Raw genomic sequence first — 15,288 nt, forward strand, 5'->3', positions numbered from 1 at the left:
CCCGGGAGCCTCGCGCGTCCGGGGACGATCTCGTTCAGGGGAACTGCATCGTGGATCCGACTCGGCTCTTCGCCTACTTCCGCCAGCGCTATGAGGGCCGGGTGGAGGTCGACGAGCGCGGCGAGTTCTATTCGGTGCAGGACCCGCGCGGCGGCTACCAGGACGAGCGTCTGCACCTCGCGCTGTCCGCCGACGGCCGCCACTACACGGCCGTCAATCAGGGCCGGCCGGTCTGGGACCGCTGGCTGAGGGACCCGTTCCTGGCCCGAGCGCCCGACGGCGTGTGGCACCTCGTCGCCACCACGCACGGACGGAGGAGCATCCTGCACGCGTCGAGCATCGACCTTCTGCACTGGAACGGAGACGATGTGCCGGTCGCCGAGGGGCTGGTGAGCGAGGACGGCCGCACCCTCAACAACGCGTGGGCGCCCGAGTGGGTGTGGGACGGCGAGCAGTTCTTCGTGTTCTGGTCCAGCTCGTTCGAGCGGGACGGCTGGCACCGCAGCAGGCTCTACTCCTGCCGCACCCGGGACTGGCGCACCTTCACGGCGCCGCAGCTGCTCTTCGCGCCGCCGTACTCGGTGATCGACGGGTCGCTCCTGCACTCGGGCGGTCGCTGGTGGCTGTTCCACAAGGAGGAGGAGTTCGGGCGCTCCACGGGGGAGCGGCGCGCGATCCGGCTCGCCGTGGCCGATGCCCTCGACGGCCCCTACGACCTCGTCGGCGACCCCATCGCGCCGACGATCACGGAGGGCCCCGCGGTCACCGCCGATCCGCTGGGCTCCGGCTGGCTGCTCTCCTACGACTTCTGCATGGCGGACGGCTACGGGCTCGCGCACTCGGAGGACCTGCGCGCCTGGGCGCCCCTCGAGGGGGACTTCCCGGACGGGGCCCGGCACGGCTCGGTCTCCGTGCTCACCCCCGACGACGCGCCCCTGATCGCGGCGCTCAGCAGGCTGAGCATCGACCTGCCCGACCGGTCAGAGCACGTGGATGGCGGTCGCCCGCCAGCGTGAGTCGAGTCCCTCGAGCCGCAGGGCCACGGCCCGGCAGCGCGAGCGCCCGCGGATGGTGACGGTCGCCTCGATCACGCCGTCCCGCGGCGAGCAGGTGTGCGTGCTGCCGATCGTGAAGGCAGGGCGGGTCGCCGCGACTCCCTTCGCGGTGCGCGCTCGCGAGGCGAGGACCACCCGCTTGAGCAGATGCCGATAGACGTCCTCGTCCACCCAGCGGGCGATCTGGTCGAGCTCCCGGGCGCCCGCGAGGATCTCGATGACGCAGCGCGTGAGGTTCTCGAGCAGGGGCACCGGATCCGGCAGCGCCGCGGCCGACGTCGGCTGTGGGCCGAAGTACTCGTCTGTCGGCATCGTGCGCGGCACGGTGCGGGACGGTCGGGCGGCCGGGGCTGGACTGCTCATCGCGACTCCATCAGGGGACGGATCGGGTTGCCGGACCGCCGGGACCCTCGGGCGAGACGTCCCCCGAACGGGGGTCACGGCGTGCGATCACTCAACCAGCGAGGAAGGCTCTGAATCCACGGCTTCCGCACTTCTGTGGATAAGTCGCGCTCCGATGGCCAGGGCGACATAGCGTTCCGCCGTGCGCTGGGACAGCCTGTTCGACGACCTCGAGGGGCAGCTCGAGCAGGAGCTGTCCGCCGAGGACGAGGACCTGCGCACGGAGGAGGAGCGCCTCCGGCTGTCCCGGCTCACCCTTCGGGACCGGCTCGCCGGCGTCAGCTGTCCGGAGGGTGCGCCGATCAGGGTCCGGCTCTCCTCCGGCGATCAGCTGACGATGACCGTGGCGATGCTCGGCCGCGACTGGCTGAGCGGGGAGCCGAGCGGGCCCGGCCCGCGGGCGTCCCTGCTCATCCCCCTCGATGCGATCGCCGGCGTCGTGCTCGGTCCGGCGGCAGCAGAGCGGGACCCGCCGGGGGAGGAGCGCGGCCTCACCGCCCGGCTCGGATTCGCCTTCGTGCTGCGTGACCTCGCGCGCCGGCGGGTGGGAGTGGAGCTCCGGACCCGCACCGGCATCCTCACCGGCACCATCGACCGGGTAGGCCGCGATCATCTCGATCTCGCGCTCCACGATCTGGCGGTTCCGCGGCGGCGCGGAGCAGTGTCGGCGGTGGAGCTCGTGGTGCTGTCGACTGTGCTCGTGGTGCGGATCCCGTGACGCACCCCGCGCAACCGCGTGCCGGCTGTCTCGTGACGTAGCGAAGCGGAAGGCGGCCCGGGCCGCCGCTAGTCTTCCGTACCGTGATCACTTCAGAGGCAGAGGCGCTGGCCGCCGCTCGGGCCGTCGCCGCGAAGCTGCGCGAGGACATCGTAAGCCGCGATGCCGCGAACGAGAACCCTACCGCCGAGGTCCAGATGATCCGCGAGGCGGGTCTGCTGCCCCTCCTGATCCCCGCGGAGCTCGGCGGCGGCGGCCTCGACTGGCCGGCGGTGCTGCGGGTGCTGCGCCCGATCCTGCGGGCCGACGCCTCCATCGGTCACCTGCTCGCGTATCACTACGTCAACTCGTGGCGGATCGTGCTGAACGACGACCACGACGCCGCACGGCAGCTCTGGGCCGACACCGTCCACCACCGGTGGTTCTGGGGCGGCGCCGGGAACCCGCGCGACGAGGGCCTGGTGCTGCGACCCGACGGCGACGGCTACCGGGTCACGGGACGCAAGTTCTTCGCGACCGGCGCCTCGGTGGCGGACAGGATCACCGCGACGGGAACCGTCGAGGGCACCGGTGAGCGGATTGCGATCGTGATCGACGGCTCGGCCGAGGGGGTCAGGCATCCGCTCGACTGGCAGAACATGGGACAGCGGCTCTCCGCCAGCGGATCCGTCGGCTTCGACGACGTGCACATCCCGGCGGCCTCCGTGCTCGGCAGGTCGGAGCAGGAGGGCGCCGACTATCGGCCATCCGGGTCGCTCTCGATCCTCTTCTTCCAGCTGCTGCTGTCCCACCTGCACGTGGGCATCGCGGAAGGCGCGCTGGAGACGGCGAGCGAGTACGCCCGCACCGCCACCCGGCCGTGGCCGACCTCGGGCGTCGACTCCGCGCTCAAGGACCCGTACATCCTCGGCACCCTGGGTGAGCTGGTCGCGGCCACGCGGGCCTCGGACGCGCTCGTCTGGCGTGCCAGCGGCCTCGCCGCGGCCGCCCTCGAGCGCGGCACGGACCTCACCGACGCGGAGCGGGGCGAGCTCGCGATCGAGATCGTCGCGGCGAAGGTCGACTCCACCCGGACGGTGCTCGACGTGACCTCGCGCGCCTTCGAGCTGACGGGCGCGCGGGCGACGAGCAGCTCGCACGGATTCGATCGGTTCTGGCGCAACGCCCGCACGATCACCCTGCACGACCCGGTGGCCTACAAGTCGAGGGAGCTGGGGGAGTACGCGCTCACCGGCGCGCACCCGACCCCCAGCAAGTACAGCTGACCCACCAGCGGCGCCGACGGCGCGGAAGCGGTCAGGCGTCGATCATGGCGCGGCGGCGCTCGGCCAGCTGGTCGTAGGTGGCGAAGCCCTCCGCGATGGTGCTGCCCGTGAAGTGGCCCACCCAGCCCTCGTCATCGTGGAAGAAGCGCACCGAGACGTAGGCGGGATCGGTGCCCATGTCGAACCAGTGGGTCGTGTTGGCCGGCACCGAGATGAGGTCGCCCGCCTCACAGAACACCGCGTGCACCTTGCCGAGCCCCCGGAGGTAGAAGACGCCGCTGCCGCTGGCGAAGAAGCGGTCCTCGTCGTCGTCGTGCTGGTGCTCGCTGAGGAACTTCTGGCGGGCCGCGCTCTTCGTGCGCTCCCACTCCTCGCCCTCGCCGCGGGTGAGCTGCACGACGTCGACGAGGGTGTAGCCCTCGGCCGCAAGCACCTCGTCGATCTCGGCGCGGTACACCTCCAGCACCTCGTCCTGGCTCGCGTTCTCGGGCAGGGGCTTGAGCTCCCAGCGGGAGAAGCGCGCGCCGAGCTCGGCGAGCGTCTCGCGGATGCGGTCGGCGTCGGTCGTCTCGAGCACCGGCGTCGCCGGCTCGGTCTCATCCCACACGGTGAGGAGGGTCATGGTCGCTCCGATCTCTTTGTCCCCATTCTGCCGCCTGTCGCGGTCGCGGGGGCGCCGGTTCCCGGGGTCTGTAACACTGCGTCACTTCGGGGCGCGGCTCCGCAGCCCCTGCTTGACTGCGGACTGTCGCCCGCGGATCACAGCCCGCGGTCCCCCCATCGAAGGACGAGGCACGAACATGGCACGACGACAACTGATCCTGATCGCCGCCGCATCCGCCGGGCTGCTCGCGCTGGCCGGCTGCGCGCAGTCCTCCTCCGGCGGAACCGGCGCCACCGCAGCTCCCACCTCCTCCGCACCCGCAGCGGCTGCGGCACCCGCGCCCTTCGACGGCGACCCGGTCCAGGTGACCCTGGTCCGGCAGAGCGGCGCCGGGGACTACTTCACCGCGTGGGGCGCCGGCGCCACAGCACAGGCCGCGGCGGCCAACATCGAGCTGACCGTCACCGACGCCCGCAACGACAACGCCAAGCAGGCCTCCGACCTGGAGCAGGCCATCGCGAGCAAGCCGGACGCGATCATCGTGGACCACGGCCAGACCGACACCATCGAGCCGCTCATCCATCAGGCGATCGACGCCGGCATCCCCGTGGTCGTGTACGACCTCGCGCTGAACGACCCGACGGGCGTCATCACCACCTCCCAGTCCGACGCCTCGATGGCGCAGGGCGTGCTCGACCAGCTGATCGCGGACGTCGGCGACGGCGCCAAGGTCGGCTACGTGAGCGCCACCGGCTTCGCCCCCCTCGACCGCCGGGCCGAGGTGTGGAAGAAGGTCGTGGCCGACCACAAGCTCGACCAGGTCTTCTCCACGGGCAAGGTCACCGAGTCGACCGCGACCGACAACATCCCGCTCGTGGACGCAGCCCTCAAGCAGAACCCGGACGTGCAGGCGATCTTCGCCCCGTACGACGAGATCACCAAGGGCGTCGTGCAGGCAGTGCAGCAGAACAACCTGCAGGACAAGGTGAAGGTGTACGGCATCGACATCTCGAACGCCGACATCGAGGTGATCACCGGCGACGGCAGCCCCTGGGTGGCCACCTCGGCCACCGACCCGTCCGCCGTCGGCGCCGCAGTGGTCCGGACCCTGGCGCTCTCGCTCGCAGGAGAGCTGAAAGAGGCGAGCGTAGAGTTCCCGGCCGTGACCATCACGCAGGACTTCCTGGCCGAGAAGGGCATCGCCAACGTGGCGGACCTCCGCGACAACGAGCCCAGCCTGCTGCTCAGCGACGTCGTGACCGCGGATTGGCTGCCCGCCGTCTCGTGAGCACCGTCACTGCCCCGACCCGCGAGGGAGGCGACCGGACAGTCGTCTCCCTCGCCGGTCTGTCCGTGAGCTACGGCCCCAACCAGGTGCTCTCGGGCATCGACGTCGACATCGCCGAGGGGCGCATCACCGCGCTCCTCGGCACCAACGGGGCAGGCAAGTCCACCCTCATCAAGGCCCTGAGCGGTGCCAACCCGCACTACTCGGGCACCGTGTCCATCGAGGGCGAGGAGGTGCGCCTCTCCTCGCCGCAGGCGGCGATGCGCCACGGCGTCGCGGCGGTGCACCAGAAGGTGGCCGACGGCATCGTGCCAGGGCTGTCGGTGGCCGAGAACCTCGTGCTCACCGACTACTCCTCCGGCGGCGGCCGCTTCGTCAGCCGCCGGCAGACCCTCCGCAGCGCGCGGAAGGTGCTGGAGGTCCTCGACCTGCCGTGGTCGGACTCGCTGCTGCGGGAGGATGCGGGCAGGCTCGGCATCTCGGACGCCCAGCTGCTCGTGCTCGCCCGCGCGCTGCGCACCCGGCCGCGGCTCCTCATCCTCGACGAGCCGACCTCGGCGCTGACCGCCCCGGAGGTGGAGCGGCTGTTCGTCGTGCTCCGCCGGCTCCGGGACAGCGGCCTGGCGATCCTCTACGTCTCGCACCGCTTCGGTGAGATCGAGACGCTCGCCGACCGGGTGCTCGTGCTGCGCGACGGCGTGCTGGCCCTCGACGTGCCGCGCCCGTTCGACTGGCACGTCATCCTCGAACAGATGCTCGGCCGCCGCACCGACCTCGCCGTCGGCGTCTCCGATGTGCGGCGCGGCACCGAGACGGTGATGACCGTGCGAGGACTCCGCCTGCTGCCGAACGCGCAGCCGGTGGACCTCGACATCCGCGCCGGCGAGGTGCTCGGCATCCTCGGGCTCATCGGCGCAGGCAAGACCGAGCTCGCCGAAACGCTCGCGGGCGCCCGTCCGGCGGGCGACGGCCGGCTCACCCTCGATGGGGCGCCGTACCGGCCCTCGCACCCCGACGTCGCGATCCGCTCCGGCATCGTGCTCGTGCCCGAGGACCGGCAGGCGCAGGGCATCGTGCCCGGCTGGAGCGTCCTGCACAATGTGTCCCTGCCCTTCCTGCGTGCCGCCTCCAGCCGGCTGGGCGTGCTCCTCGGCGGGCGGGAGACCGAGCGGGGCGAGAGCGTCGTCCGCGATCTGTCCGTGGTGACCCGCGGACTCGACACCCCCATCGACGACCTCTCCGGGGGCAACCAGCAGAAGCTCGTGGTCGGCCGCTGGCTCAGCGCCGATCCGCGCGTGGCCCTGCTCGACGAGCCGTTCCGCGGCGTCGACATCGGCGCCCGACGCGAGATCGGCGCGACCCTGCGCCGCCTCGCCGGAGCGGGCAAGGCCGGCGTGCTGCTCTCCTCCGACGTCGACGAGGTGGTCGAACTGGCGGACCGCATCGTCGTGCTCGTCGAGGGACGTGTGGTGCTCGACGCGTACGCCGACGCCGTCGACCGCGATACCGTCATCGCGTCGCTCCTCGGAGCGACGGCCCGAAACGAGGAAAGCTTGTGACCACTGCCGCCCTGTCCGCCCGGCTCGGAGGAGCGATCTCCGCCGGGGTGGCCCGCTGGGGCTTCATCGCGGTGACCGTGCTGCTGATCGGCTTCTTCGCCGCCACAGAGCCCAACTTCCGCACCGTCGACAACCTCCTCGGGATGCTCAAGTTCATCGCGCCCACCGCCATCGCCGGACTCGGCGTCGCGCTGGCCATGACCGTGGGCGGCATCGACCTCTCCGTCGGGGCCAGCGCCGGATTCGCGGTCTCGATCTCCGCGTGGACGATGGTGATCGCCAACCAGGTGGGCGGCGTCGCGGTCGCGACCGTCCTCGCCTGCGGCGCGATCATCGGCGCGCTCAACGCGCTGCTCGTCGTCGTGGCGCGGATCCCCGACCTGCTGGCCACGCTGACCACGATGTTCGTCGTCGTGGGGCTGAAGCTGATCATCGTCGACGGGCAGTCCATCTCGAGCCGGATGACGCTGCCCGACGGCGGCACCGCGGCCGGCGTCTTCACCGCCGACTTCCTCTGGCTCGATCGGGGCAAGATCGGGCCCATCCCGGTGCCGGTGCTGCTCTTCCTCGTGCTCACCGCGCTGCTCTGGTTCGTGCTCGAGCACACGCGCTGGGGACGGGCGCTCTACGCGGTCGGCGCCAATCCCGAGGCCGCGCGCCTGGCCGGGATCCGGGTCTCCGCCTACCGCGCGGCCGCCTACATCGGCTGCGGGCTGCTCGCCTCGATCGCCGGGCTGCTGCTCTCCGCCAGGATCGGCCAAGGCGACGTGAGCGCAGGCAACTCGCTGCTCCTCGACGCCGTCGCCGTGGCCCTGGTCGGCGTGTCCGTGCTGGGTGCCGGCAAGCCGAACGCGTGGGGCACCGCGCTCGGCGCCGTCCTGATCGCGGTCATGGTGACCGGCTTCACGATGCTCGGGCTGCCGTATTACGCGCAGGACTTCGGCAAGGGCATCGTGCTGCTCGTGGCGCTGCTCTTCAGCTTCACCTTCGCCAGGCGCAGGGTCGCCGTGACGGCAGGAAGCACGACCTCCCGATGACCGACTTCTCCCAGCTCAGCGCCGACAGCGTCCCCGCCTACCTCGCGAGCCGACCCGACCTCTCGACCGTCCTCAACACCAATGCGGTGGAGTCGGTGACGGAGATCGGCGACGGCAACCTCAACCTCGTATTTCTCGTTCGAGACGGCCAGGGTCGCGGCATGGTGCTCAAGCAGTCCCTGCCGCACGTGCGCACGGACCCGAGCTGGCCCATGACCCGGGAGCGCACCCTGCGCGAGGCGACGGTGCTGGCGGAGCACCATAGGGTGGACCCCCAGCACGTGCCCGCCCTCTTCGCCTTCGATCCGATCAACTATGTGCTCGCCATCGAGGACCTCAGCGATCACGAGGTGTGGCGGCGCGAGCTGATCGCCGGGCGCGTGCACGACTACGCCGCCGCCGAGATCGGCCGCTATGTGGCGCGGGTGAGCTTCGCCACGAGCATCTTCGGGCTCTCCGGCCCGCGGAAGCGGATCCTGGTGGCCGCGACGGCGAACCCCGAGCTGAGCGAGATCACCGAGGACCTGGTCTTCACCGAGCCGTATGTGGAGCACGAGCACAACCGTGTGCTCGCCGGCAACGAGCCGGACGTCGCGGCCCTCCGGACGGATCGCGCGCTGCTTCGGCAGATCGGCAATGCGCGCGTCTCGTTCCAGAACAACGCGCAGGCGCTGCTGCACGGCGACCTGCACACCGGTTCCGTGCTGGTTCGGGCCGAAGCGGAGTCGGTTCGCGTGTTCGACTCCGAGTTCGGCGTCTACGGGCCGATCGGGTTCGACCTGGGCGCGCTGTGGGCGAACCTGGTGATCGCGGCCGCCCGCGCCGAGGCGGAGGGCGACCGGGATCGGGCGAGCCGGCTGCTCGCGCTGCCGGGCGAGCTGTGGCAGGCGTTCGACGCCGAGTTCCGTCGCCTCTGGCCCTCCCGCGTCGACCCACGGGTGTTCGGGGAGGACGTGCTCGAGGACTTCCTCGCCGGGGTCAGATCCGATGCCGCGGTGTTCGCGGGCGCCAAGGCGATCCGACGCATCGTCGGCTTCGCCAAGGTCGCCGACATCGAGACCCTCGACGAGGATGCGCGGGTCGGTGCGGCGCGCGGGGTCCTGCGCGCCGGGCGGCTCCTGGCCGTCGAGCGACTCGATGAGCCGTCGCCCGCCGCGCTGTCCGCCCGGATCGCCGACGTGCTCGCGGAGACCGCACGCCGCTGAGCCTGAGCCTGCCCTGCTCCGCTCGGGGCTCGGCCTCCCGCCCCCTGCGCCGAACTGCCCACTTCTGTCGCAACTGGGCGGTCAATGACGACAGAACTGGGCAGGTCGGCGACCTACCCGGCCTCTCGAGGCGTCAGCGCGCCGAGGTGCGGACGGTGAAGCGGAGGAGCCACTCGACGATCTCCGCGTGCCACCGCGCCTGCCTCAGGTCCGCGCCCCACGCGTACAGGCCGTGGGAGGCGACGATCACCGCGGGCACATCCGCCCGATAGAGCGGGGGATGCTCGTAGACGCGCTCGAAGTCGTCGCCCAGCGCCCGCATGTCCTGGCTGTTCTGCACGACCGGGATCACGACCCGCTCCCCGTGCGCCTCGTGCCCGATCCCCTTCAGCATCTCCAGGTCCTGCAGGACCACTCCCCCCGGCCAGTGGAAGCCGGCCTCGACCGCCGCCATGGCGTGCAGGTGCACGACCGCGCCCGCCCCGGTCACCTCGGCGATGCGCGCGTGCAGGCCCGCCTCCGCCGAAGGCTCGAGGCCGCGGTCGTCGCCGGGCAGCAGCGCGCCGTCGCCGTCGACCAGCACCACGTCGTCCGCGGTCAGCTCGCCCTTGTCGAGCCCCGATGCGGTGACCGCGAGTCGCAGGGGATCGCGGTCGAGGGTGACCGAGAGGTTGCCCGACGTGCCGCGCATCCAGCCCATCGCGGCGAACCTGGCCGCCTCGGCGGCGAGGAGGGCGCCCGCCTCCTGGAGCTCCGACCCGCTCACGGCAGCTGCACCTCGACCTCGGCGAAGGACGACACGACCGGCGCGTCGCCGAAGTCCGCGCCGAACCACGGCTCTCCGGGGCGGGAGAAGGCGACGACCTGCCAGCCGACCGCGGTCGCGGCCGCGATCTCATCGGGGTGGTCGGTGAAGAACACCAGGTCGGCGGGGTTGCGGCCGAGCTCGGCCGCGATGCGCTCGTAGGACGCGACCTCCTTCTTGGGGCCGGCGTTCACCGTGTCGAAGTACGCCATGACGAGCGCGGTCAGGTCGCCGCTGGGGGAGTGCTCGAACCAGGGGCGCTGCGAGGTGACCGACCCGGAGGAGAAGACGGCGATCTTGACTCCTTCCGCGTGCCAGGCGCGCAGCTGGGGCACGACATCGTCGAAGAAGTGCGAGGAGATCTCGTCCCGCCGGAAGCCCTCGGCCCAGATCTGGCCCTGCAGGGTCTTGAGCGGGGTCGACTTCACGTCGGTGGCCATGAGTTCGTGCAGGGCGGCCACGATCTCCTCGTCGCCCGCGTCCGAGGGCAGGCCGGCCTCCTGGATGGCCTGGGCGCGTGCCACGCGCACGTCGGAGTCGTCGGGGTGCTCCCGGAGCCAGGGGAGCAGGCGGGGGCGGGCGTAGTCGTAGAGGTCGCCGAGGATGAAGCCTGCGGCACTCGTCGTGCCCTCCAGGTCGACGACGAGCGTCCGCGCACGGACGACGAGGGGCGAGTCGGTCATGCCTCCAGCCTAGGGAGCGGAGGGCCTCCGTCGCGGCCGGAGACGAGCCAGGTACGGGCGCGATCGAAGACCTCGGCAGACGCCGTCCCGATCGCTTCGGCCGGCAGCGTCTCGAGATCCGCGGCGTGCGAGTAGCCGGCAACCCGCCGCATCGCCTCGACTCCGGCGAAACGCCACGCATCGCCCTCGATCCGGTTGAGGCGGGCGCGCAGTGCCGCGTCGGTTCCGGTCCAGGCGCTCGACCAGCCGTCCACGAAGCTCGCCCAGCTCGCGCCGATCGCCGCATCCCGCTGCTCCGCCAGCTGGGCGGCGCCGACGGCGCGTGCCGCCACCCCGGCGATCGCGAGGTTCGCCCAGAACAGTCCGAGGTCCATCCCGATCGGTCCGACGAAGGAGAACTCGGGGTCGAACACCTTGGTCACCGGAGCGCCGTCGCGGAACCCGACCATGACCGATCCTGTGTGCAGGTCGCCGTGCAGGAGGGCCTCTTCTGCGCTGTCGAACACCGTGCGGACGGACGCCACGGCATCCCGCACCTCTGCGTCTCGGTAGAGCGCTGCGACGCGTCCGTCGAGCGCGGGATGCCAGGAGTTGTGAGGATGCGGCGCGTACGGCTCGGTGAGCACCACATCGACCGTGAGGGCGCAGAGGTCCGGGTTGGCGGACTCCTCGATCAGGATGCGGCGCTCATCGGGACCGAGGGCGTCCTCACCCGTTGCGCCGGTGAGCGCGGCGACGAAGCGTCCCACCGCCCCGGCGACCGAGGCGAGGGGCAGGTCGGCGGGAGGGCGGCCGGCAGCGACCTCGAGCACCTGGCTTACGAGGGCGTCCCGCAGCACGTGCAGGTCCGACAGATCCTCCATCACGAGCACGTAGTCGTCGAGATCGGTGGCCAGGATGCGCGGAACGGTGTCCGGCGCCACGTCGGCCAGCCGCGCGTAGGCGCGGGCCTCCGCTGCGATCCGCCGAGGATCGATGGGCCAGTCCGGTCCGGCGACCTGCACCCAGGGCGGGGCCTGCTTGACGGCGACGCCGCCGTCCGCTCCCTGGGCCAGGAACACCCGGTTCATGTTCCCCGCGGTCACCTCGTGCACCTCGACGCCGGCGCCGAGCGGCGCGAGGAGGCCATGGCGGTGGAGGTAGGCCCGGACGTCGTCGGCTCCGGTGAGCAGCGGGTAGGTCATGCGGCCGGCGCCCCGAACCGGGCGGCGATCTCGTGCGGCGGGAACGCGCCGAGGCTGGTGACGACCCGGGTCACGAAGCGGGGCGGGGTGAGGTCGAACGCCGGATACCAGGCCTGCGTCACGAGCGCGCTCGCGGTGCGGCGACCGAGGGTCGAGAGCACCTCGGTGGGGTCACGCATCTCGATCTCGATGTCCGCGCCGGTCGCGGCCGTGCGGTCCGGCTCCTGCACGAGCGCATAGAACGGAACATCGAAGGCATGGGCCGCGATCGCGAGCCCGAGCGTGCCCACCTTGTTCACCACGGAGCCGTCGAGGCTGACCCGATCCGCCGCCGTCACCAGCGCGTCGATGGGGCCGATGCTGGCACCGGGGGAGAGGGCGGCCGCGCCCATGCTGTCGGAGATGAGGGTGACCGGCTCGCCGAGCTCGCGCAGGGTGTGCGCGGTGAGCCGGGCCCCCTGCAGGTAGGGGCGGGTCTCGGTGGCAACCCACTCGTAGGACCGGCCGGCCTCGTGCGCGGCACGGACGAGCTCCACCAGGTAGGAGTCCATCCAGCAGTGGGTGAGCAGCCGCGAGCCGTCCGGCAGCAGCTCGACCGCCGCCCGCCCCAGCGACCTGCTGAGGCTCCGGTAGTGCTCGGCGCCGGTGCGGGCCGCGTCGATCGCCCGCTCCACGAGCTCCCCGGTCGAACTCGCGCCCGCGACCGCGGTGGCGACCGCCGCGACGGCGGATCGGGGGTGCGCATTCGTCGGCCGCGCGGCAGCGAGCAGCGAACCGGCCCGGTCCAGAGCGGCACGGGCTTCGTCGAGGGGCAGCGCGGCCGATTGCCGAGCCGTGAGTTCCAGCGCGGCGAAGGTGGCGTAGAGGGGCCCCGAGCTCTGCGTGACCATGCTGCGGATGGCCCCGGCGACCGCGGCCGCCGACTCCGCCCGGAACCAGACGAGCTTCTCGGGGAACACCCGGCGGTCCAGGATCAGCACGGCGCCGTCGACCACCCGCACCGAGTCGTCGAGCGTCGGTACCGTCCTGCGATCGTCGTCTGCCACGAAGCCCTCCCCGGCAATCCTGACAGCGCCGCGCGCCTGACGCACATCGAGGCGTAACGCGGCGCCGTCGGCGCGAGGGCGGGAACCCGGTTTGTGCTCCCGCCGCTGCACCGGCGGCCGTCAGAGGAAGCGGTCGCCCGTGAGCTCCGGGATGTTCGCGTAGTCGCTCTGGTTCCAGAGCGCCTGCCGCCGGGACTCCTCGTACTTGCCCTCGATGTAGTCCTCGAGCCGGTCCCGCTCCACCCGCCAGCGTCCGCTGCCGCCCACCTTGATGGCCGGAAGCTCGCCGGTGCGGACGAGGGCATAGGCCTGGCTGAGCGAGACGTTGAGCAGGTCGGCCGTCTCGGCGAGCGTGAGGAAGCGCCCGATCGAGTAGGGCGACGCCGTGGTCATGTCCCGATTATCGGCCGTTCCCGCACCCTCCGCGCCAGGCGTGTGGATAACTCCCGCGGCCCGTCGTGGCGGGCGACAGCATGGTGCGTGGGAAGGAGACGCCATGGCAGTCGCGGGTGCAGGGCGGCGGCATCGGTTCCTCGACGTGCGCTTCGTCCTCGGAGTGGGCCTCGTCCTGGCCTCGGTGCTCGGCGTCACAGCGATCGTGTCGGCGGCCGAGCGAACCGTGCAGGTGTACGCGGCGGAGCGCCCGCTCGCGGTCGGGCAGCGCGTCGCCTCGACCGACCTCGTCGCCACGGCCGTCCGGTCGGTCGCCGCGGACCGCTATCTCGCGCCAGGCCAGGTGCCGGAGGCCGGCCTGCTGATCACCCGGGCCGTCGCCGAGGGCGAGCTGGTGCCCGCCTCCGCGGTCGGCACCGCCGCAAGCATCACGGTGTCGAGCGTGGTGGTGACCACCGGCGCGGAGCTCGCGAGCGGCGTGGAGTCGGGCGCGCTGGTGGACATCTGGGCGGCGACCGAGCTGAAGGCCGGCGGGTATGGTCCGCCCGCAGTGCTCGTGCCCGACGCCGAGGTGGTGCGAGTCCTCGAGAACGACAGCCTGCTCTCCTCGCCGCAGGAGCGGGCCGTCGAAGTCCTCGTTCCCAAGGATCGCGTGGCGCGCGTGCTGCAGGCCCTCGCCAATGCCGACGCCGTGTCCCTCGTGCCCGTCGCGCAGCCGGTGCTGCCGCGATGAGACTCGTGCTCGCTCTCGAGCCGGCGGTCGAGGACGCGATGCTCGAGCAGGCGCTCCGGGCGGGTCACGAGGTGGTCGCCCGCGCCGCCGACGCCGGCGAGCTCGCAGCCGTGCTGCCGGGGCTCAGACCGGACGTCGCCCTGGTCACCGCGTCGCCGCGGATGCTCCGGCCGGCCGCGCTCGCCGCGGCCGACGACGGCGGGGTCCGGCTGGTGTGCCTCGCGGGGGGCCGCGATCAGCACTCCTATGCCGCCGCGCTCGGCCTGCACGAGGTGCTCGACGCGGGCAGCGCGTGGCCGATGGTCGAGGCTGCGCTCACCGGGAGGGCGCCCCTGTCCGAGGCGCCTCGCCCCCGTGCCCGAGGCCGCGTCGTCGCGGTGTGGGGACCGGTCGGCGCACCGGGCCGCACGACCACCGCCATCGCGCTCGCCGCCGAGCTCGCCCTGGCCGGCCAGCGGGTGATCCTGGTGGACGGGGACACGCACGGGGCCGCCATCGCGCCGAGTCTCGGCCTGCTCGACGAGGCTCCTGGTTTCGCCGCCGCGTGCCGGCTCGCGGGCGCAGAGAGCCTCGACGTCCGCCAGCTGGACCGGGTCGCGGCCACCTATCAGTGGGATCGGACGGCCTTCCGAGTCCTCACCGGCATCGCCCGCCCCAGCCGGTGGCCTGAGCTCTCCTCCGCCCGGGTGAAGGCGACCCTGCAGCTGTGCCGCGAGGAGGCGGACGTCGTGGTCGTCGACGCCGGCTTCAACCTGGAGAGCGACGAGGAGATCGTCAGCGACCTGTTCGCGCCGAGACGGAACGCGGCCACCCTCACCGCACTGCAGGAGGCGGACCTGGTGGTCGCAGTCGGAGCGGCGGACCCGCTCGGCCTCTCGCGCTTCCTGCGAGGCCACGTCGACCTGCTCGAACTGGTCGATCCGGAGTCGACGCGGGTACTCATCACCAAGGTCCGCGGGAGCGCGGTGGGGATGACGCCGGGATCGCAGATCGCCTCGACCCTGCTGCGCTTCGGCGGCATCGCCGATGCGACGCTCGTGCCGAGCGACCCGGCCGCCTACGACGCGGCCCTGCTCACCGGGCGCACCCTGCAGGAAGCGGCTCCCGGCTCCCGTGCCCTCGCGGCTCTGCGCGGGTTCGCCCGGGAGCAGCTGCTTCCCGCGGCCGCTGTGCCGGAGCGGCCCGTGCGCCGGCGCCGCTGGCTCCCGGTGCCGCTCTCCTGAGCGCCTCCCCGAGCTCGCGGCAGCGCCGAGCGCGCCTCGAGACACCGAGCGCGAGTCGTATACGGGGCGCCCTCGGCGTCTCGAGGCG

The 15,288-nt window shown here is 72.3% G+C and carries 16 protein-coding genes; 9 read left to right on the plus strand and 7 right to left on the minus strand.

Annotated elements, in window-relative coordinates; genetic code table 11:
- Window positions 1-50: 50 nt before the first annotated feature.
- The gene (locus JWR33_RS05775; RefSeq protein WP_297410195.1) at window positions 51-1,016 is read left to right on the plus strand and encodes a glycoside hydrolase family 43 protein; all 966 of its coding nucleotides are present in this window, start codon (window positions 51-53) and stop codon (window positions 1,014-1,016) included.
- Here the strand turns inward: JWR33_RS05775 and JWR33_RS05780 are convergent.
- Complete coding sequence (locus JWR33_RS05780; protein ID WP_297410196.1) at window positions 981-1,418, minus strand: Rv3235 family protein; 438 nt, start codon at window positions 1,416-1,418, stop codon at window positions 981-983. The genes JWR33_RS05775 and JWR33_RS05780 overlap by 36 nt on opposite strands.
- A gap of 181 nt (window positions 1,419-1,599) precedes the next feature.
- On the opposite strand from JWR33_RS05780, the gene JWR33_RS05785 reads away from it, so the two are divergent.
- Together JWR33_RS05785 and JWR33_RS05790 are read left to right on the plus strand one after the other, a co-directional pair.
- The gene (locus JWR33_RS05785) at window positions 1,600-2,175 is read left to right on the plus strand and encodes a hypothetical protein (RefSeq protein ID WP_297410197.1); all 576 of its coding nucleotides are present in this window, start codon (window positions 1,600-1,602) and stop codon (window positions 2,173-2,175) included.
- A gap of 83 nt (window positions 2,176-2,258) precedes the next feature.
- On the plus strand, window positions 2,259-3,440 hold the full coding sequence (locus JWR33_RS05790; protein WP_297410198.1) for an acyl-CoA dehydrogenase family protein: 1,182 nt from the start codon (window positions 2,259-2,261) through the stop codon (window positions 3,438-3,440).
- A 31-nt stretch (window positions 3,441-3,471) separates the two neighbouring features.
- Here the strand turns inward: JWR33_RS05790 and JWR33_RS05795 are convergent, their stop codons facing one another.
- Window positions 3,472-4,062: a cupin gene (locus tag JWR33_RS05795; protein WP_297410199.1), complete on the minus strand. Its 591-nt coding sequence runs from the start codon at window positions 4,060-4,062 to the stop codon at window positions 3,472-3,474.
- Window positions 4,063-4,240: 178 nt separating this feature from the next.
- Here JWR33_RS05795 and JWR33_RS05800 point away from each other — a divergent pair, with 178 nt between their 5' ends.
- From JWR33_RS05800 to mtnK, 4 genes are read left to right on the plus strand one after another with little or no spacing between them, the layout of a single operon-like run.
- On the plus strand, window positions 4,241-5,332 hold the full coding sequence (locus JWR33_RS05800) for a substrate-binding domain-containing protein (RefSeq protein WP_297410200.1): 1,092 nt from the start codon (window positions 4,241-4,243) through the stop codon (window positions 5,330-5,332).
- Window positions 5,329-6,891: a sugar ABC transporter ATP-binding protein gene (locus JWR33_RS05805; protein WP_297410201.1), complete on the plus strand. Its 1,563-nt coding sequence runs from the start codon at window positions 5,329-5,331 to the stop codon at window positions 6,889-6,891. Before JWR33_RS05800 ends, JWR33_RS05805 begins: the two co-directional genes overlap by 4 nt.
- Window positions 6,888-7,928: an ABC transporter permease gene (locus JWR33_RS05810; protein WP_297410203.1), complete on the plus strand. Its 1,041-nt coding sequence runs from the start codon at window positions 6,888-6,890 to the stop codon at window positions 7,926-7,928. Before JWR33_RS05805 ends, JWR33_RS05810 begins: the two co-directional genes overlap by 4 nt.
- On the plus strand, window positions 7,925-9,133 hold the full coding sequence (gene mtnK, locus JWR33_RS05815) for an S-methyl-5-thioribose kinase (RefSeq protein WP_297410204.1): 1,209 nt from the start codon (window positions 7,925-7,927) through the stop codon (window positions 9,131-9,133). The genes JWR33_RS05810 and mtnK overlap by 4 nt, the downstream gene beginning before the upstream one ends.
- Window positions 9,134-9,266: 133 nt before the next feature.
- Here mtnK and mtnB read toward each other — a convergent pair whose 3' ends face one another.
- From mtnB to JWR33_RS05840, 5 genes are all read right to left on the minus strand, one after another.
- The gene (gene mtnB / locus JWR33_RS05820; RefSeq protein WP_297410206.1) at window positions 9,267-9,899 is read right to left on the minus strand and encodes a methylthioribulose 1-phosphate dehydratase; all 633 of its coding nucleotides are present in this window, start codon (window positions 9,897-9,899) and stop codon (window positions 9,267-9,269) included.
- Window positions 9,896-10,621 (minus strand): acireductone synthase, encoded by a 726-nt coding sequence (mtnC, locus tag JWR33_RS05825; protein ID WP_297410208.1) that lies wholly within the window; start codon window positions 10,619-10,621, stop codon window positions 9,896-9,898. Before mtnC ends, mtnB begins: the two co-directional genes overlap by 4 nt.
- Window positions 10,618-11,805, minus strand: coding sequence for a phosphotransferase (locus JWR33_RS05830; RefSeq protein ID WP_297410209.1), 1,188 nt, complete (start codon window positions 11,803-11,805; stop codon window positions 10,618-10,620). The genes mtnC and JWR33_RS05830 overlap by 4 nt, the downstream gene beginning before the upstream one ends.
- Window positions 11,802-12,851, minus strand: a complete 1,050-nt coding sequence (locus tag JWR33_RS05835) for a hypothetical protein (protein ID WP_297410210.1) — start codon at window positions 12,849-12,851, stop codon at window positions 11,802-11,804. The genes JWR33_RS05830 and JWR33_RS05835 overlap by 4 nt, the downstream gene beginning before the upstream one ends.
- Window positions 12,852-12,971: 120 nt before the next feature.
- Window positions 12,972-13,244, minus strand: a complete 273-nt coding sequence (locus tag JWR33_RS05840; protein WP_297410211.1) for a helix-turn-helix domain-containing protein — start codon at window positions 13,242-13,244, stop codon at window positions 12,972-12,974.
- Between the two features lie 103 nt (window positions 13,245-13,347).
- Here JWR33_RS05840 and JWR33_RS05845 point away from each other — a divergent pair, with 103 nt between their 5' ends.
- Together JWR33_RS05845 and JWR33_RS05850 are read left to right on the plus strand one after the other, a co-directional pair.
- Entirely contained in the window at window positions 13,348-13,977 is a 630-nt protein-coding gene (locus tag JWR33_RS05845; RefSeq protein ID WP_297410212.1) for a hypothetical protein, read from the plus strand.
- Complete coding sequence (locus JWR33_RS05850) at window positions 13,974-15,200, plus strand: regulator (protein ID WP_297410213.1); 1,227 nt, start codon at window positions 13,974-13,976, stop codon at window positions 15,198-15,200. The genes JWR33_RS05845 and JWR33_RS05850 overlap by 4 nt, the downstream gene beginning before the upstream one ends.
- Window positions 15,201-15,288 lie beyond the last annotated feature (88 nt).

The sequence above is a fragment of the Naasia sp. genome (genome assembly GCF_025465545.1).
Taxonomy (GTDB): domain Bacteria; phylum Actinomycetota; class Actinomycetes; order Actinomycetales; family Microbacteriaceae; genus Naasia.